General features: G+C 51.3%; 16 protein-coding genes and 1 tRNA gene. 8 read left to right on the top strand and 9 right to left on the bottom strand.

Features of this window, described 5'->3' with window-relative positions; all coding sequences use genetic code 11:
- Nucleotides 1-61: 61 nt before the first annotated feature.
- Nucleotides 62-132: transfer RNA gene (locus Q4E93_RS33640), tRNA-Cys, on the bottom strand.
- 255 nt (nt 133-387) lie between these two features.
- Between Q4E93_RS33640 and Q4E93_RS33635 the strand changes: the two genes are divergently transcribed.
- The gene (locus Q4E93_RS33635) at nt 388-1,095 is read left to right on the top strand and encodes a hypothetical protein (protein WP_303592406.1); all 708 of its coding nucleotides are present in this window, start codon (nt 388-390) and stop codon (nt 1,093-1,095) included.
- 413 nt (nt 1,096-1,508) lie between these two features.
- Nucleotides 1,509-2,648 (top strand): acyl-CoA dehydrogenase family protein, encoded by a 1,140-nt coding sequence (locus tag Q4E93_RS33630; protein ID WP_303592404.1) that lies wholly within the window; start codon nt 1,509-1,511, stop codon nt 2,646-2,648.
- A gap of 1 nt (nt 2,649) precedes the next feature.
- Here Q4E93_RS33630 and Q4E93_RS33625 read toward each other — a convergent pair whose 3' ends face one another.
- The 7 genes from Q4E93_RS33625 to Q4E93_RS33595 form a co-directional block, all read right to left on the bottom strand.
- On the bottom strand, nt 2,650-2,877 hold the full coding sequence (locus Q4E93_RS33625) for a hypothetical protein (RefSeq protein ID WP_303592402.1): 228 nt from the start codon (nt 2,875-2,877) through the stop codon (nt 2,650-2,652).
- Complete coding sequence (gene clpX / locus Q4E93_RS33620) at nt 2,870-4,105, bottom strand: ATP-dependent Clp protease ATP-binding subunit ClpX (protein ID WP_303592400.1); 1,236 nt, start codon at nt 4,103-4,105, stop codon at nt 2,870-2,872. The genes Q4E93_RS33625 and clpX overlap by 8 nt, the downstream gene beginning before the upstream one ends.
- Nucleotides 4,106-4,236: 131 nt before the next feature.
- On the bottom strand, nt 4,237-4,878 hold the full coding sequence (locus Q4E93_RS33615) for a ClpP family protease (protein ID WP_303592398.1): 642 nt from the start codon (nt 4,876-4,878) through the stop codon (nt 4,237-4,239).
- A 37-nt stretch (nt 4,879-4,915) separates the two neighbouring features.
- Nucleotides 4,916-5,608, bottom strand: coding sequence for a ClpP family protease (locus Q4E93_RS33610; RefSeq protein ID WP_303592396.1), 693 nt, complete (start codon nt 5,606-5,608; stop codon nt 4,916-4,918).
- A gap of 298 nt (nt 5,609-5,906) precedes the next feature.
- Entirely contained in the window at nt 5,907-7,286 is a 1,380-nt protein-coding gene (gene tig, locus Q4E93_RS33605) for a trigger factor (RefSeq protein ID WP_303592394.1), read from the bottom strand.
- Nucleotides 7,287-7,346: 60 nt separating this feature from the next.
- Nucleotides 7,347-7,982 carry a response regulator transcription factor gene (locus Q4E93_RS33600; protein WP_303592392.1) on the bottom strand — a complete coding sequence of 212 codons (636 nt, stop codon included), beginning with the start codon at nt 7,980-7,982 and terminating at the stop codon, nt 7,347-7,349.
- Nucleotides 7,975-9,987 (bottom strand): tetratricopeptide repeat-containing sensor histidine kinase, encoded by a 2,013-nt coding sequence (locus tag Q4E93_RS33595; RefSeq protein WP_303592390.1) that lies wholly within the window; start codon nt 9,985-9,987, stop codon nt 7,975-7,977. Before Q4E93_RS33595 ends, Q4E93_RS33600 begins: the two co-directional genes overlap by 8 nt.
- 173 nt (nt 9,988-10,160) lie before the next feature.
- Between Q4E93_RS33595 and Q4E93_RS33590 the strand changes: the two genes are divergently transcribed.
- Nucleotides 10,161-10,634 (top strand): hypothetical protein, encoded by a 474-nt coding sequence (locus Q4E93_RS33590; protein ID WP_303592387.1) that lies wholly within the window; start codon nt 10,161-10,163, stop codon nt 10,632-10,634.
- 147 nt (nt 10,635-10,781) lie between these two features.
- The gene (locus tag Q4E93_RS33585) at nt 10,782-13,214 is read left to right on the top strand and encodes an outer membrane beta-barrel protein (RefSeq protein WP_303592385.1); all 2,433 of its coding nucleotides are present in this window, start codon (nt 10,782-10,784) and stop codon (nt 13,212-13,214) included.
- Here Q4E93_RS33585 and Q4E93_RS33580 read toward each other — a convergent pair.
- A complete protein-coding gene (locus tag Q4E93_RS33580) occupies nt 13,209-14,597 on the bottom strand; it encodes an MFS transporter (RefSeq protein WP_303592383.1) in 1,389 nt (462 codons plus the stop codon). The two genes, Q4E93_RS33585 and Q4E93_RS33580, sit on opposite strands and share 6 nt — an antisense overlap.
- A 155-nt stretch (nt 14,598-14,752) precedes the next feature.
- Here Q4E93_RS33580 and Q4E93_RS33575 point away from each other — a divergent pair, with 155 nt between their 5' ends.
- The 4 genes from Q4E93_RS33575 to Q4E93_RS33560 all read left to right on the top strand — a co-directional run bounded on the left by Q4E93_RS33575 (nt 14,753) and on the right by Q4E93_RS33560 (nt 18,629).
- A complete protein-coding gene (locus Q4E93_RS33575) occupies nt 14,753-15,241 on the top strand; it encodes an Lrp/AsnC family transcriptional regulator (protein WP_303592381.1) in 489 nt (162 codons plus the stop codon).
- A gap of 323 nt (nt 15,242-15,564) precedes the next feature.
- Nucleotides 15,565-16,953 (top strand): tyrosine-type recombinase/integrase, encoded by a 1,389-nt coding sequence (locus tag Q4E93_RS33570; RefSeq protein WP_303592379.1) that lies wholly within the window; start codon nt 15,565-15,567, stop codon nt 16,951-16,953.
- A 49-nt stretch (nt 16,954-17,002) separates the two neighbouring features.
- A complete protein-coding gene (locus Q4E93_RS33565; protein WP_303592377.1) occupies nt 17,003-18,130 on the top strand; it encodes a helix-turn-helix domain-containing protein in 1,128 nt (375 codons plus the stop codon).
- Nucleotides 18,114-18,629: a PIN domain-containing protein gene (locus tag Q4E93_RS33560; RefSeq protein WP_303592375.1), complete on the top strand. Its 516-nt coding sequence runs from the start codon at nt 18,114-18,116 to the stop codon at nt 18,627-18,629. The genes Q4E93_RS33565 and Q4E93_RS33560 overlap by 17 nt, the downstream gene beginning before the upstream one ends.

The following is an 18,629-nucleotide window of genomic DNA, read 5'->3' as shown; positions in this document are numbered from 1 at the left end:
AGCAAGCTCAGGGCTCCGCTCATCAACATCTCTGACGCCTCCGGCGTCTTGCCGGTCTTTGAGGTCGTGGGCGGATTCGAACCGCCGTGGAAGGTTTTGCAGACCCGTGCCTTGCCTCTCGGCCACGCGACCCTAGGTAGATTACAAATACGAGGCCATAAAAATACACGTGTTCTATTAGTCTACCAAATTAGTAGACAAATATTTTTCCCGAAACCGTTTTCGCTGTCGCATTTTGGCCGGGAGACGGGTTTTACGACCCGGCTCGCAGGATTGGCAGGGTAGAATGTTTGCAATTGATTAACAAACAAAGGGGCTGGGAATTACCGGGGTGGTTTAAACCTTTCACCTGTTTTGCCGTCTATGGTCTACATAAACTTTGATGTCATGAGGAAGATTCTCCTGATCCTGCCGCTGGCTATACTGCTGGCACTGCATACTTTTGCCCAGACCCAGGTGGAGTTGATCCCCACAGCCGGGTATACTTTTCCAAGCCGCACTGATTTTTACGATACCTATGGCCGCATCAACAGCGGGCTGAACTTTGGGGGCTCGCTTAAATTCAACCTGAACCGGAGCTTCGGGATCGAGCTGCTGTATAATCATATGAACACGCAGTCGGGTCTTTATGAATATGGCTATGGAGGGGACAAGGTGGCGGGCGGTGATCTTCGGCTTGATTATTATATGATTGGAGGCGTTCAGTCTTTCAACATTCCCAATTCGACCGTCCGGCCCTTCATCGGCGCTTTTGTAGGGGCGGCGGTGCTCTCGCCCGGGACGAGTCCTGAGAACAATTACGCCAACGATACGAAATTTGCCATGGGTGTGCAGCTGGGGACGAATATTTATGTTTCGCCCCGGGTGGGGCTGCAATTGAAGGCGCAGGTGCTGTCTCCCGTAGATGGGGCCGGCGGCGGCTTTTATTTCAGCAATTATGGTGCAGGCACCACCATCGATGGTTATTCCAGCATTTACCAGTTTAGCCTGAATGCGGGCCTGATCATAGGACTTGGGCAAGTCCTTCCTGAGCAGGTGTACCGCAGGAGCTATAGACCCCGTGCCCGTCCAAGGCCCTATCGTTACTACTATTAGTTCAGAGGTTTGTTGATCCGTATGCCATTAAGGGCCAGCGATTTATGCTGGCCTTTTTCTATTTGGCGACCGCGGGCCTGCAAAAAACTAACGATTGTTAGTACCTATGAATTATTTTATTTAACTTGCAGGTAGCAATAATACCTGCCGAGGTATTGCGTTCTAATGATAATGATTGTTTGCCAAAGTGTTACCAGGCAATAGCCATCCGGTTGTTGCCTGGTTCTTTCTAGGACGGACCGTAGGTTCGTCGTCTGTAACCGAGCATAGCGAAGGTTACGAACGAGGAGGAATGAGGAACGCAGTTCCGACGAAGTTCTCCGACATTAAATATTCAGCCCAATTGGACTAAATTTCCGAAAGGACAATTGGGCTCAATAAGAAACAGTCCCCTGAAAAATAAAGCATCGTACATGGAATTTTCAACCGAAGAGATCACCCAGCAGGTGGCGCATACCGCCAGGGATTTTGCCGCACAATATATCAAGCCACACATGATGGAATGGGATGAAACCCAGGAGTTTCCCCGTGCGCTTTTCACAAAGCTGGGGGAGCTGGGCATGATGGGGGTATTGGTGCCCGAGGCATATGGCGGCTCGGGCCTTTCCTATATAGAATATGTCACCATTATACAGGAGATCGCGAAGGTATGCGGGTCCATCGGACTGAGCCTGGCTGCGCACAATTCTCTCTGTACCGGTCATATCCTCGCATTCGCCAATGAAGAGCAGAAGCAGCAATATCTCCCGGGGCTGGCATCCGGAAAGTTGCTGGGCGCCTGGGGCCTGACGGAGGCCAATACGGGCAGTGACGCAGGCAATATGCGTTGTACAGCCGTGAAAGACGGAGATGATTGGGTGATCAATGGCACCAAGAACTGGATTACACATGGGCGCAGCGGTGATGTGATCGTAGTAGTGGCCCGGACGGGTGAACCCCGGACGAAGGACAACGCCACGGCTTTTGTGCTGGAAAGAAGCACGAAGGGGTTCAGCGGCGGGAAGAAAGAAAATAAGCTGGGCATGCGCGCCAGCGAGACGGCGGAGATGATCTTCGACAATTGCCGAGTATCCGATGCCAGCAGGCTGGGGAAGGTAGGCGAAGGCTTCAAGCAGGCCCTGAAAGTATTGGATGGCGGTCGTATCTCCATCGCTGCATTGTCGCTTGGCATCGCCAAAGGCGCGTTGAATGCCGCACTGCAATACTCCAAAGAAAGACATCAATTCGATCAGCCCATCTCTAATTTCCAGGGCATTTCCTTTAAACTGGCCGATATGGCCACCGAGATCGCCGCCGCCGAGCTATTGACGCTGCAGGCTGCCTACCGGAAGAACAAACATCTCCCCATGACCAAGGAAGCTGCCATGGCGAAGTATTTTGCCAGCGAAGTCGCTGTCCGTGCTTCAACGGAAGCAGTGCAGATCTTTGGCGGCTATGGCTATACCAAGGACTTTCCGGTGGAAAAATTCTATCGGGACAGTAAGCTTTGTACGATCGGGGAGGGTACTTCCGAGATCCAGAAGCTCGTTATTGCCAGGGAAGTGCTGAAGTAGCTCAGGGCATGAAGTCGTCTTCCGGCTTCGTATTGTATTTATCGAAAAGCTTGTCGATGGCGCCGGCGAAAATCGGAAATTTTTCCTTGGAGAAATCTTTGATCACTTCAATAGCCTTGTAAGCTTGTTCTTCGGTGAGCCCGATGGCTTTCATCTTGTCGATCAATTCCTGCATATGATATAAAAGCGAGGACCTGCCATCGGGCAGGTCCTCGGTTATTTTAGGCAACTTTTAGTAAATTCATCTTGCTCTTGTCAAACTTCTTCCGGGCGTATTCCAGGTCGAGATGGAACTTGGTTTCCTTGGCGGAAGGCAGCTCGAACATGGCGTCGGTGAGAATGCTTTCACAGATGCTGCGCAGTCCCCTGGCCCCCAGCTTGAATTCGATGGCTTTATCCACCATGAAGTCCAGCACGTCCAGGTCGAAGGACAGCTGGATCCCTTCCAGGTCAAACAGCTTCTTGTACTGACGGATGAGGGAGTTCTTAGGTTCCGTGAGAATGGAGCGCAGCGTGGTCTTGTCCAGCGGATCCAGGTGAGTGACCACGGGCAGACGGCCCAGCAGCTCGGGTATCAGGCCAAAGGATTTCAGGTCGGGTGCGTTGACGTACTGCAGCAGGTTTTTCTTAGCCTGCTCCTGCTGTTCCTTGTTGACGTTGAAACCAATGGCATTTGTATTGATCCTCCTTGCGATGATCTTGTCTACGCCGTCGAAGGCGCCGCCGCAGATGAAGAGGATATTCTGGGTGTTGATCTTGATGAGCTTCTGTTCCGGGTGTTTTCTTCCGCCCTGGGGAGGTACGAGCACATCGGTGCCTTCCAGCAGCTTCAGCAGGCCCTGCTGTACGCCTTCTCCGCTGACATCCCGGGTGATGGAAGGGTTATCTCCCTTGCGGGCGATCTTGTCGATCTCGTCGATGTAAACGATGCCTCTTTCGGCAGCTGTTACATCATAGTTGCACACCTGCAGCAGCCGGGTGAGTATGCTTTCCACGTCTTCGCCTACATAACCTGCTTCGGTGAATACCGTTGCATCCACGATGGCGAAAGGCACGTTCAGCAGCTTGGCAATGGTCTTGGCCAGCAGCGTTTTGCCCGTGCCGGTCTCCCCCACCATGATGATATTGCTTTTCTCGATCTCGACCTCGTTCTCCACTACTTTCTGCTGTAAGCGCTTGTAGTGATTATATACGGCAACCGACAATACCTTTTTGGCATCGTCCTGGCCGATGACATATTCATCAAGGATGCGCTTGATCTCGATAGGCTTCTTGACAGTGAGCTTGAAGGTGCCGCCTCCCGGAGTATCCTCCCGGATCATCAGCTCCTGTTGAATGATCTCCTGCGCATGCTCCACACAATTCTCACAAATGTGTCCTTCCTGGCCTGCGATGAGGATCTTTACTTCGTCCCGGTTGCGTCCACAAAAGGAACAATGTAAGGTGTTTTTTGCCATTTCTCTATTTATTCAGATTGATTACAAAGGTACCCAACTTATTGGATTATGCCAGCATGTGGGAAAAAAGACCGCCCCTGCTAAAGAGAGGGCGGTCTTTTTAATAACTGGTTATTAACTAGTTGCTTATGCTAAATTTTATCAATAACCTGGTCTACAATGCCATATTCGATGGCTTCTTTGGCATCCATCCAGTAATCCCTGTCAAAATCCTTTAGCACCTGCTCTATCTTTTTCCCGCAATTTTCTGCCAGGATGCGGGCGCTGATCTCTTTCACGCGTTTGGTTTGTTTGGCCGTGATCTCAAGATCGATGCTTACGCCCTGCATGTATCCCCCCAGGCTGGGCTGGTGGATCATGATCTCGGAGTGCGGATAGACGAACCTGCGGCCTTTTACGCCGCCACTGAGCAGGATAGAGCCCATGGAAGCGGCCAGGCCCATACAAATCGTGCTGACGGGGCTCTTCAATAGCTTCATGGTATCATAGATCACCATTCCGGAAGTGACCACGCCGCCGGGGCTGTTGATAAAAAATTTGATCTCTTCACCGGGCTTGTCGGCATCCAGCAGGCGCAGCTTTGTCACTACTTCCCGGGCGCTTTTGTCATCCACGGCTCCCCATAGTTCCACTGTCCTGTTCGCGAAGAAATATTTCTCCATTTTCTTTGCCAGCATCCCGAGCTCGGGACCTTTTTCCTCTTTGGGCTCCTTCTCATCGGGCTCGTCGTCCATGCGGGTCGTTCTCAGCAGATGATATTGTGAATAATTCATTATGATGTAGATTTAAAAGTTGAGATAATTGGATGGTCTAGTCTTTCTTTTCCTTGCGGGGGTTGAGCAGGAGCACTTCGTCTACCAGGCCATACTCCTTGGCTTCGATGGCTGTGAGCCAGTAGTCGCGATCGCTGTCCTTTTCCACCTGTTTTGCCGTCTTGCCTGTGTGGTAGGCGGTGATCTCGTATAGTTCCTTTCTCAGCTTCTTGATCTCGTTGACCGTGATCTCGATGTCCGAAGCCTGTCCGCCGATGGCGCCGCTGGGCTGGTGCATCATGACACGGCTGTGTTTGAGGGCTGTACGTTTGCCTTTTGTTCCGGCGCACATCAGTACCTGGCCCATGGAAGCTGCCATGCCGATGCAGATGGTAGCTACGTCGGGGGTGACATATTGCATGGTGTCATAAACGCCCAGTCCGGAGTATACGCTGCCGCCGGGGCAATTAATATACATCTGGATATCGCGATGGCGGTCCGTGCTGTCCAGGAAAAGCAATTGAGCAGTGACGATATTGGCCACTTCGTCGTTGATGGGATATCCCAGGAAAATGATGCGGTCCATCATTAACCGGCTGTATACGTCCATGACGGCGACGTTCATCGGGCGCTCTTCAATAATGTTCGGGGTAAGGTTGGTGACAACGTGTTTGTTATAGTCGTTCAATGTATTACTGGAAATTCCGTGATGTTTTACAGCATACTTCTCGAATTCATTTACTGGATTCATAGTTATTTTTTTCAATGATTTAATGCCAATGCTTGCGTAAGGACGTTTAAGTTCCTTTCAAATCTCCGTCCAAACTTTCAAACTGCCAAAAAACTGACAGACTAGCAGTTGAGCCCTAATCAGGGGGCACAAAATAGCCCATTCTGTCGAAAAAAATGTCGTTCAGGCCAAAAAGATGGGGTTGGCCGGCAGTGCTGGCCCGGCTAAGGGGAGCAGGTAACTGCCGACCTAATGCAAAAACCCGGGTCAGCTGACCCGGGTTTTGCCGTTTATGTTGGGACGGTTGCCGTCCTGTCTGCTAGTGATGATGGTGCTGGTGCTCTTCCTGCATGTGCTGGAACTCTTCCCGGCTGATGACCTTTTCGGTCGGATGGATCTGTGTAGCAGCCCATCCGAAGACCTTGTCGGTCTGGATACGATGGACCGTGTCTTCCACGAACTTCCGGTCCTGCATCATACGGTTGACATAATCGGCGATCCAGGGCTGCTCTTCGGCGCCTGCCTGCATGCCCATATAACCAAACAGCTGTTGTTTTGCAAATTCACGGATATCGTCGGGGCCCACTTCGATGTTATTCTCCCGGACGACTTTGTCGACGATGAGGGTCCATTTCAGCTGATTGACAAAAGACGGAAATTCCTCTTCCACCTCGGCCTGGGACTTGGGCTTTTCGCCGCCTGTCTGCATCCAGCGCTTGAGGAAGGCTTCCGGAAATTCAATTTTTGTATTGTCCAGCAGGACATGGTAGAGGGTATGCTGCAGCTGGTTGAAGGATTGGCTGTCCCAGTGGGCCTGGATCTCGTCGCGGACACTATTCCTATATTCCTCTTCCGTCTTTATATCCTTGCCGGGAGCAGCCGCCTTGAAGAATTCTTCGTTGAGATCAGCCTTTTCCACCAGTCCTACCTTGGTGATCGTCACCCGGAAATATTTCTCCGCGGCAGCCGGGTCTTCCTTGGGAAGGCCCAGGTCGTTCAGCACCCATTCCCGTTCCTTTTCGTCCAGGGCGGTGGAGAGCTGCAGGACGAGGGAATCATCCTTTTTCAACCCGATCCATTTGGGGCGGGTGGCTTCGTTGAAATATTTCACCAGTAAGGAATTGTCCTTGCTGATGCCGCCTTCAATGGGCTGGCCATCCGCGTCTGTTTCGGTGAATTGCAGGTTGAGGGCGTTCTCGTCGCCAGCTACGGTTTCGGGCTCCGTCATTTTGCCATTACGGGTGCGCTGTCTTTCCACTTCTTCGTCGATCATAGCGGGAGTGACCTCCACTTTATGGCGGGTGAGGCTGGCCGTACCCAGGTCTGCCAGGCTGAAGGCAGGCTTCAGGCCCACTTCGAAGGCGAAAGCGTAGTCATCAGGCTTGGCCATGTCTATCTGGCGGGCGTCATTTTCCGGTAGGGGCAATGGCTGAGCGAAGATCTCCAGCTTCTCATTGGTCATATAGGTCGTCAGCTCCTTTTCCACCGTCTTCAATACCTCGTCGGTAAAGACGGAACTGCCATACATTTTCTTGATAAGGCCGGAAGGCACCATTCCCTTACGAAATCCGGGAATATTGGCCTGCTTGCCATAGTTCTTCAAGGCCTTTTCGAAAGACGGCAGGTAGTCGCCTTTCGCTACGTTGACGGTGATCTTATCCGTCAGGAGACCTATATTCTCCCTGGTTACTGTAGCCATAATATTATATTATTAATTTAAATCGGGGGGCAAAGGTACGGCATTTTGGTGGATTTTCCGTCAGATCAACCCTAACTCGGCGGCCATCCGGATCAGGGCGGGGGCGTTGCCCACCCCTAATTTTTGCATGAGATTGCGCCGGTGGGTTTCCACGGTAAAAGGGCTGAGGAACAGCTGGGCGGCTATTTCGGCGCTGGTATTGCCGGCTGCTATCATTTTCAGGATCTCTTTCTCCCTGCGGGTGAGGCGGGGGATGCCAGCCGCCGGCTCCCTGTCCGGCAGGCGGGCCAGGATGGCCTGTACATCCTGGCTGAGGACGAGCTTTCCCGCCAGGGCATCGCGGATGCACTGGGCGAGCTCTGCCCCGGAAGCATTTTTCAGCAGGTAGCCCGCCGCCCCCTCCTGTAAAAGCCGGGTAATGATGCCTCGTTCGCTGTGGTTGCTGATGATGATGATCCTCGTGGCGGGGTGCCGCTTTGCAATGACGGCGCACAGCTCCATCCCGTTGGCGTCGGGCAGATTGATATCCAGCAGAAGGATATCCACGGGATGCCGCGCCAGGAAGGCAAGCCCTTCTGCTCCATGGGTAAAGCATCCTGCTATGTTCAGTCCCTCTATATTTCGCAGCAGGGAGGTAAAGCCTTCCAGCACCACGGGGTGGTCATCGATGATGACGACGGATATTGTTTTATTCATGTACATGGACCTCTATGTTTATGGTTGTTCCCTCGCCGGGCTGGGAGTGGATCTCCATCTTCCCTTTCAGAAAATTCACCCTGTTGCGTATATTGGAAAGGCCGATCCCGTTGCCTTCAGCAGCTGCCGGCTGAAATCCCCTGCCATCGTCTTCCGCGGAGATAAAGAATATGTTCTCGTTCTGGCTGCATTGCACCAGGATATTCGCGGCCCCGGCATGGCGGATCGAGTTGGTAAGCAGCTCCTGGATGATGCGATAAATGGCTGCCTGCTCGGGGGCGGAGATGTTCCTGCTGATGCCATAACCCTGGAATTCCACCTGTAAGGAAGCAGTGCTCATGGAAGCGCACAGCTCCTTCAGCGCCGGCTCCAAACCAAACTGTAACAAGGTTTCCGGCATCATATCCCGGGCGATGCGACGCAGCTCGTGGACGGATTGATCCAGCTGGGAGATGACTCTATAGAGCTCCATATCGGATTTGTTTGTTTCTTCTTTTTCGGCAAATGCCGACAGCTGCATCTTTACGCCGGCCAGCATACCGCCCAGCCCATCGTGCAGATCGCGCGCAAGGCGATTCCGTTCCTGCTCCTGGCCTTTCAGGATGGCGTTGAATACGGTCAGCTGCTGCTCCTGCTCAAGCTCCTTCAGCTGCCGCCGGTGCTCCTCCTCCTGCTGCCGTACCAGTCTTCGCTTATTACGGTACAACAGGTACATCGATAACGACAACAACAAAAGGATGAGGATGCCGCTGAGCAGGAGATAGTTCATCAACCTGTGGTGCTGCAGCCCGAGCTGCTGCTGCCGGGTCTGGCTTTGCAGCGTAACGATCTCCTTTTCCTTTTTTTCCGACGCGAATTTCGCCTCCAGCGCACTGATCTTTACCTTGGTACTGTCCTCATTCAGACTATCGGACAGCTGGCTATACTCCGACAGCCAGCGATAGGCTGCCTGCGGATGGCCGGTCTTTTCTTCCATGGTGGCGAGGTTCTTCAGCATCGAGAGCTTATTAGCCGTGAGGGGGAACCCCGCTGTCTTATCCTTTAATTCATACAGGGTCTTTCTCGCTTTGGCATAATCCTTATTCTCCGCATAGATCTTGTATTTACCCATCAGCAGATTGAGGGACGGGTATAGCTGCTGCCAGCGGGTGGCCAGGGCCAGTCCTTTGTCATAGCTGTCCAGTGCTTTTTGGGTGGCTTTCGTGAAATAGAAGTACATACCCCTGACCGTATAATAAAGGACCCATTCCCGGCTGTCCTTGTTACGCGAAAGGATCGACAGCGCTTTATCCAGATAGGGCAGCGACGCCTCATATTTATCCTTGAAAAGCAGTGTTTGCGCGGCATAGCTATAGCATCCGGCCAGATCCTCATATCCTATATTATCCCTGAACTGGCGGATCGTCCTGTCATAGTATTCCAGCGCCTTGTCATACTGACCGTAATTCATCAGCACGAGGCCAATGTCCTTGTACGTGAGGGCGAGGGTGACGGAGTCGCGTGCTTTTTCCAGCAAGGGGGCTGTTTTGTTCAGCATGATGTCCAGGAACTGCCTGCTATCATCCTTCCTTTGGCAAATGGCGCCGTAATTATGCCAGATACGTGCGCGGTATCTCAGGCCACGCCGGGAGCTGTCGTTGTGCAGGATGCGTTCCGCCGTCATCAGTTCCTGTTCGGCCTGGGAAAGGTTGTAGTATTCCATGTATACATTCCCCATATAGAAGTGGGAAAGGGCGATGCGGAAATGATCCTTTATCCTATCGGCGGTTTGTCCCGACTGCCGGGCATAGGTCATGGCTTTGGCGGAATCCTTATACAGCCAGTAATTGGACAGTCGCTGCAATGCGTCGATCCGCGCGGTATCGGTAGGGCCTGTACGCAGTACATTGTCCAGGCTATCCAGCTGCCGGTCCGCATCGATGGGCCGTTGGGCGGAGGACGGCATACCGGAGAGCCATAGGCCGGCAAAAATAAAGATCGAAAAATTTCGTTTGAACGACGGCATGCCTAAAACTAAAACAAACGGCGCATCCTGTATTCCATAAAGTGAAAGCTTTTTGCAGGAATCGAAAAAATACCGGAAAACAGGTAGAAAATTTTCACTGTTTGGCAGTATTGTTGAATACTATGAATTTTTATTTCTTTGCAGGAATATATACACGAAAAAACATCCTAAAAATGAAAAAACATTGCGCTCTTTTCTTTTACATGGCACTCTCTTTGGCTTTCGCTCAGCAGGCATCTGCACAGAAAGGCTCATCTTATGAAAATGCGGTCGGCATGCGCGTCGAGTTCGGGAGCAAGTACGGCACCTGGGCAGGTCTGTCCGGTAAGCATTTCTTTAATGAGAATGTTGCCGGCGAGATGATGATCCTGTTTGGAGATCACGTGACACTGCTGGAGCCGGAATTACAGTATCATGGCGACATAGCGAACGCAGAAGGTTTGAAATGGGTGCTTGGTTTCGGTCCGGGCTTTGCCTTCGGCAACGGTACATCGGATGTGTTGCTGCGCCCGCTGGCAGGACTTGATTATAAGATCGCGGATGTTCCCATCAATTTTACATTTGACTGGCGCCCGGCCTTTGTGCTGACGCATGGCACCGACTTCAATGCGGCGCGTTTTGGCCTTGCCGTTCGATATGCTTTCTAATGCGAAAGGGGTAGGTGAATTTGCTAAAATCAGCTAATATTCGCTGCAATCGGGAAAATTTCAAACAAATTCACCTATTTCCTTGCATTTAGCGTCCTTTAATCACAATTTAATTTGATAATTATTTCTGGCGGGTAATTTTGTTGCATGGTGATAAGGACCCTGCTACTTACCTGCGCAACCGTAGTGATCTTTGGTCGTCTGGCCGCACAGAAGCCCTCCGGCAATGGGGGCGTGATCACCGGCAATGTGCTGGAGGAGGCAGGCGGCAAGGCGGTTGCTGCGGCGACGATCGAGCTGCTTTGTCCGGCGGAGCCCGGTAAGGGCCGGTCGACGGTTACAAATGGCAATGGCGAGTTTGTCTTTTCCAACCTCGATATGGGGATCTACCAGCTGCGGATCTCCAGCGTGGGATTCAATACGCTGTCCATCGACAGCATCCGGCTGCGCCCGGACCGGAATGATTTCAGCCTGAACGACCTTAGACTAACGGCCAGGAGCACGGAGATGACGGCCGCGGTCGTGTATGCGGAAAAGCCCCTGGTCCAGAGCAAGAATGGCAATATTACTTTCAACGCGGCGGAATCCCCGCTCAGTGCGGGCTCCAGCGCCAACGAGCTGCTGAAGAATGTGCCGCTGGTCAGTACGGATGCCGATGGCAACCTCACCGTACGGGGCAAGCAGCCCAAGGTGCTCATCGATGAAAAGCCGGTCAATCTCAATGCCCGCCAGTTGCAGGATTTCCTGGATGCGCTGCCGGGGAACATGATCGAACGCATCGAAGTGATGACCAATCCGCCTCCCCAGTATGCCAATGAAGAAGGAGGAGTGATCAACATCGTCACGCGGAAGGGCAAGATCGGCATCGGCGGCAGATTCAGCGTGTATGGCGGTACGAGGGGCGAGGCCGGAGCGGGCTTCAACGGCAACTACCGCGACAAGCGGCTGGTGGTGAATCTCAGCGGGGGCCTTGGATACAATGAGTTCACCGGAGACGGCTGGTCAAAAAGACAGAATATTTATCCTGACTCCACTAATTTTTTAAACACGACCAGCAACTACACGAACAGGAATACGCGCCCCAATGGCAGATTGAGCGTGGACTACGACCTGGACAAGAACGACTTTGTCAATGTCGTTGCGCAGATCAATAACAATGACTTCCGCAACCGCAATTTCACGGAGTACACGAATATAAATGGGGCGGGCAATGTGTACCAGATCAGCGACCGGAACAAGCTCAGCACCGGGCATAATGTGAATCCGAAGGTGAGTTTTACTTACCGCCACAAGGGGAATGAGCCCGGCGAGGACTTCCAGGTCATTGCCTCTTATGACTATTCCTCCAACCTGATCCACCGGGATTTCAATCAGCCTTATTTTTACCCGGACCATAGGCCTACGGGGGTCGACTCTACGCAGGCGCAGGACAATAACAGCTGGATAAAGGGATACAACATCCGGGCGGATTACAACAAGCCGCTGATAGGGCAGAAAACTTTTTTGTACCTGGGTTCATTTTACAATTACAGCGGCAACCTGGTGGATGTGTCGACAAGATTCTTGAACAAGGCGGATAGTTCCTGGATCACCAGCGATCTGCTGAGCAGCCATCTCCGGTTTACACAAACCATCACGGACTTCAAGGGATCGCTCAGGCAGGTGTTTGGCAGCGGCTTCTCACTTACGGCCGGTACGGCCCTGGAGCGAACGGGTGTGGCTTTCGACCTGTATTCGCTGAAAAAGGATACGGCTAACCATTACTGGAACTGGCTGCCGTTTGCGAATTTCAATAAGACCTGGGAAAGCCAGTGGAGCGTCACGCTGGTGTACAGGCGGACCATCCGCCGGCCGGGCATCGGCGAGCTCAACCCCAGCGTGGATTATTCCGATCCTTACAATATCCGGAGCGGCAACCCGGGCCTGCAGGCCTCCACGGCGCATAATTTTGACTTTTACCTGGGGAAGAACAGCGACAAATTCTATCTAAACTACGGACTGGGCTTTAATAAGGTCCAGGATATCTTCAGCCAGATACAAACCCTGCTGCCGGGTGGTGTCACGCTGACCACTTTTCAGAATATCAGCCATCGGGACGAGTATTCCACCAGCACCTGGGCGGGCTATACCTTTTCCCGGCAGTTCCGGGTAAACCTGGGGGCCAGCTTCAACTACAATGTTTACAGCGATTTCGATCATGTCACCAGGAACTATCATGACGGCGGGTCGTTGTATTCCAATTTCAATCTCACCTATACGCCTACACGATTGTGGAATATCACCGGCAGCTGTCTGCTGAACCGGTATGCCAATCCGCAGGGGGCTTCTTCCAGCTACGTCAGCATGAACATGGGTATCCAGCGGAAATTTTTTGACAGGAGGTTTATTGTGACGCTGAATATCACCGATCCTTTCGTACAGCAGCACAGTCTCAGCCACACGTATGGTACGGATTTCTACCTGGAGAGCTATGGTTCCACCCAGAGCCGCAATTTCCGGCTAACCCTGAGTTATGATCTGCATCGGGTCATCGACGCGGGGAGGAACAAGCTGCTCAGGGCAGGGCATCAGGCTTCATAGTTGTCGCTTCACCAGCAGCATCGGGGCTATGGAGCAGATGGTCATGATCACCAGGCAGGTGAGACTGATCTGTGTGCTGCTGCTATCTGCCGCGGCCGCCTGGAGACAGCATCCCACCAGCGAGAGTCCGATGCTGGAGCCCATGGAGTAGGTGGCGGATTGGAGGCCGGCCGCGATCCCCTGCCGGGCGGAAGGAACGTTCGACAGCGAAAGGATCGTAAGGGAAGGATAAGCGATGGAGATACAGACGCTGTTGACGAGGAACAGCGCCGCCAGGTACCAGGACAGCTGGCGGGCTTCGACACCGGTCAGCAGGAGCAGCAGCCCTGCCGCCAGGCAGATCATGGCCAGGAGGGCCACTTGCGACACCTTCATCCGGGTGTAGAGCCAGGGCAGGAAAAATTTCGCTACCAATGCAGACCCGATGCTGTAGGGGAACATGAGGAGCCCGATGGCCTGCACGCTCCAATGCATCACTTCAAACAGGCTGAGCGTACAAAGGAATATAAAGCTGAGAAAGCTGATCCCCAGGATCAGGGAGGCGCCCAGGGCCCGCAGGCCGGCGCTGCCGGCAAAGATATCTTTCGCAAAAAATGGCTGCGGGTGATGGCGGTCATATCGTAGCAGGGTGAAGCCGGAAATACCGGCCGCTGCCAGGAGGGGAAGGACACTCCATCCCAGGGTATTCCATTCGTGTATGCAATAGCAGAAAAGCAGCAGCGTGGCTGTCAGCCAGCAAGCCGTCAGCGGGCTGAGGGGGGCGGCATTGTTCATCTTCTCACCCGGGATCAGGTAGCAACCTGCTGCCAGAACGGGGAGGATCACCGGGACATTGATACCAAATATCCAATGCCAGTCATAGAAGGAGGTGATGATGCCTCCCAGCGCCAGTCCACCGGCAAAGCCTATGGCGGCAAAGGCGCCGAAGATACCCATGGCCGTCTGACGGGGCCGTCCTTCTTCGAAATGGCGGCTTATGAGCGAGATGGCACCCGGGATCGCCAGTGCGGCACCCATCCCCTGTGCTGCACGGGCTGTCAGCAGCGGAATGATGTGGTGACTAAGAAGGGCCAGGGCGGAAGCGCCGGCGAACAGCAGCATGCCCAGGAGAAAGATGCGTTTGCTGCCGGCATAGTCGGACAGGCGGCCGCCCAATAGCAGGAAGCCGCCGAAAGTCAGCAGGTAGCCGGTCTGTACCCATTGGGCCGCGGCGATGGAGACGTGCAGGTCGCCGGCGATCACGGGCAGGGCGAGGTTGACGACGGAGACGTCCAGGGCTTCGAAGAAGATGGCGGAGCAGGCGAGCCAGAGGATGGTGCGCTGGCGCGTGGCGAATCCGGAGGAGGTTAGCTGATGCGTGTTATGGTTGGATGGCGATCGCATATGGAAGACATGAATACGTGCTGCAGGTGTAAAAAAAATAGCCATATAAAAATAAAGAGAAGTCGCAAATGTATTTTCCCGATCGTAAATTTGTTACAATTGCTATTTGTCGGGCATTCTGAAATGACATTTGTTATTTTTAATCGATTTTTATCATGAAAACAGAACGAAGCATCTCCGGCGGACTGGAGCTGGATACGGTGGATATCCAGATCCTCAACCTGCTGCAGGTGGACGGTAAATTATCGGTCCGTGAGCTGGCGCGAAAGATCGGACTGTCGACGACGCCTATTCACGAGCGGCTGCGGCGGCTGGAGTCATCGGGGATCATCGATCATTATGCGGCGGTGCTGAACACGAATCACCTGGGACAGTTCATCATCTTCTTCGTGTATATCACGCTGAAGGAGCATGGGACGAGGCAGGGCGGATTGTTCATAGAGCGCATCAGGTCTTTTCCGGAGGTGGTGGAGTTCCATGTCATCGGAGGGGAGCATGACATGATGATCAAGGTGATCGTGCCGGATATGGTGTCTTACCGGAGGTTCTTCGTGGAGAAGCTCGGGGAGGTGCCGAATGTGGCAAGGCTGCAGAGCGTGATCGTGCTGGATACGTTGAAGCGGGAGAGCAGGATACCGTTGTGACAACTTACAATTGCATATAGTTTTATTTCCGCAAAACAAGAACGGCTACCCGTCGTTAGAGGAATAGCCGTTTGAATGAAGTGCGGGCGATAGGGGTCGAACCTACATGGATTGCTCCGCTAGATCCTAAGTTTTTGCTTCAGCTTAATCTAGTTGAATCTTATTTAACCTTATTTTACTTAACTACTTGATTTCAAATAGTTAAAGCGTTGTTCGGTATCTTTATTTGGACGTTGAGAAACCTCAATTAACTGCTGGTTGCCAGCAAATTTCCAGCAAATTCTTGTGGGAGTGATTTCGTAAATATCACAAAACGTTCAAATATGACAATACCAACATTCGCCGTGGACCTCGACACCCGGAGACTCAAAATCAAGAATGGAACCTACCCAGTCAAATTGTATGTTGACTACAATGACGTTCCAAACACCTACGGTACCATTTATGACATGACATTGGAGGAGTGGCAAAAGTTGAAACAGCCGCACATTAGCGCCAGTCTCCGGGAGAAGAGAGATAAGCTCCAAGAGCTGGAGGATAAAGCCCGTGAGTTCGCACGAAGCCTGGAGATATTCTCGTTCAATCGGTTTGAACAGCTGTTTATAGAGGGCAACCCATTAATAAAGGCTCGCAAGCGAACAAATAAAGGAGGATCGGCTCCCGCGGATAACTTCGATTTCACCCCCTTTTTGGAAAAAGTATACATACTAAAGGACGAAGATCTCGGAAAAGGCTCCATCCTGGATGTATTTGTAATGAAAATTAAAGACCTGCTCCAGGAAGGCAGCGTCGGGACCGCCCAGGTATACCAGGCGGCGTACTATTCGTTAAAATCCTATTGGGGGTTGAAGCGATTTGGCGAGATCAGTGTGTCTGTTATAAAACAGTATGAGCGATCGCAGAAAGAAAAGGGCAATTCCCGATCGTATGTAGGGATAAATCTCCGGACTTTAAGGGCAATGTTCAACTATGCGGATGCTAAAGGAATAATCGACAAGAAAAAGTATTATCCGTTCGGTAGATATAAATATGTCATTGCTAAGCCTGCCAAAAGAAAAAAGTTTTTAACACCGCAGCAATTGGCTTCAGTCTATTTCTATCAGTCAGACGATTGTGATTTAATGGAAGCAGTTGCGTACTGGAAATTTCTTTATCTCGGGAATGGCATGAACATGAAAGACGCATTGCTTCTGACATGGGATTGCTTTCAGGGAAACTATATTGTTTTTGAACGTGCAAAAACGGAACTGACGGCAAAAGGGGAGCAAGACTCTATTGATGTATTTATCTCGGATGATCTGCGTGAAATCCTTAATTATCTGGGAACTAAAGACAAATCTCCCGATAATTATATCTTCCCAATACTCAACAAGGAAATGAATGCCGTCGAAATTCATCATACTATAAAACGGGTGATAAAGCGAATTAATGCCCGAATGAAGTGTGTATGCAAAGACCTCGGAATACCACCGATTGCCACGACAGGTCTTGCCAGAAAGGCAGCCGTCAACCAGGTTTTAGCGGGCGGGGCTACACCCCACTTTATTAAAGAATTTTTGGGTCATGAGAACCTCAATACCCAAAACCATTACACTGATACCGCTGCTGAATTGCAAAAACGACAAATGGCCATTCAATTAACTCGGTTTGAAAATGCGGGCCGGCCGGATTTATCTGGTTCGAATCAGTCAACTTCCAGTCCTTGCTCATAAGGGTATTAAAATCAATGACATAGAAAAAGCTAAATAAATTGGCATTTTTTTGGTTGACAAATTCATATTTTTATTTAATTTTGTCAACAAGCGAAAAATTGATATGGCAGAATCAAGGGAAAATACTTTTGGAGCAAGACTAAAGCTGGCTCGAAAAATGGCGGGAATGTCCCTGCAGGACTTGTCCGATGCACTGGCAAATAAGGTGACTAAACAGGCATTAAGCAAGTACGAGCAGGGTGAAATGAACCCGACCAGCGCAGTATTATTGGCCATTTCGCAGGCTTTAAAACTTAAGCCGGACTATTTTTTACGGAAAAAAAGCCTGGAATTCGGTGACATTCAGTTTCGAAAGCGTGCAGCCCTGTCAAAGAAAGAAGAAGAAGCCATTGTTGAAAAAGTGCGCGATTACGTAGAAAGGTACATGGAGTTAGAAGAAATATTGAATGTGCAGATGAGCTTCGAAAACCCCTTGGGGGGATTCAAGATTTCGGTCAAGGCGGATGTGGAATTGGCGGCGATGAAGTTGCGGAAGGATTGGGACCTGGGCGATAAACCGATTGCTAACATTGTCGAGATGCTGGAGCTAAAGGGGATTAAAGTGGTGCTAATCGACGATGCTGATGGGCTAGATGGTCTTGCCGTTTTTACGTCCACTGGTATTCCGATAATTGTAGTGAATAAGTTGGATAAGTCGATAGAGCGGATTCGGTTTACCATAATCCATGAACTTGCTCATTTATTGCTAAACCTTTCAGTTCTGGGGGACGATCATCGCCAGGAGGAAGAATGGTGCCACTTCTTTTCGTCTTGTTTTCTGCTTCCTAGCCACATGTTGCGGCGAATGATCGGCGGAGGAAAGCGCTCCTATATCTATATCAATGAACTAATCAGCATCAAGGAATATTTCGGAATATCCATTCGGGCAATCGTTCATCGGCTTCGGGCTTTAGAAGTGATAACCGATACCTATTACAATCGGTGGATTGTGTATATGAGCAAAACTTATGGCTCAAAAAGTGAACCAGGCCAATACAAGGGGCGGGAAGAGGCCAAAGGGTTTGACCTGCTGATCGCCCGAGGTCTTTCCGAAGGCATTATTAGTTTGAGCAAGGCTGCATCTTTAAGCAATACTGACATTAATCACCTAAGAAGGCAATATGGCAGTATCAGCTAAAGTGGAAGTGGTTATTAAGGACGCCTGTATTATGTTCGATCTCATTGATCTGGGATTGTTGGACGGCTTTTATCAGCTAGAGCTAATCGTAATGACCACGCCCGGAGTGATCGCCGAGATTCTTGACGAAACCCAACTGAAGCAGATCCAGGTGTATATCGACAACGGACGGCTCCAAATTGATACATCAGGTATGCTCGAAGACCTTGATCAAATTGTAGAAGCGAATCCAGGCCTTAGCTTCACAGACGCATCTGTTTTAGATCTGGCTACCCGTCACAAGGCAACCGTTCTGAGCTCGGATCAAAGTCTTAGGAAAGAGTCGCAGAAAAGGGGATTGACAGTGCGAGGATTGTTGTGGATAATAGAACAATTGCACCTGGAGCAGATCCTGGCCATAGAGGTCATGCTGGAGAAATTGAAACTGTATCAAGAGCTGAACAAGTGGGCGCCACGGTCCCATATTGAGGCCCTAATTAAGAAATATGTGACCAACTGA

The organism is Flavitalea plasmicola, assembly GCF_030546645.1.
Lineage (GTDB): Bacteria > Bacteroidota > Bacteroidia > Chitinophagales > Chitinophagaceae > Puia.
The sequence above is the reverse complement of the archived record's forward strand: the minus strand, read 5'-3'. Positions and strand labels throughout refer to the sequence as shown.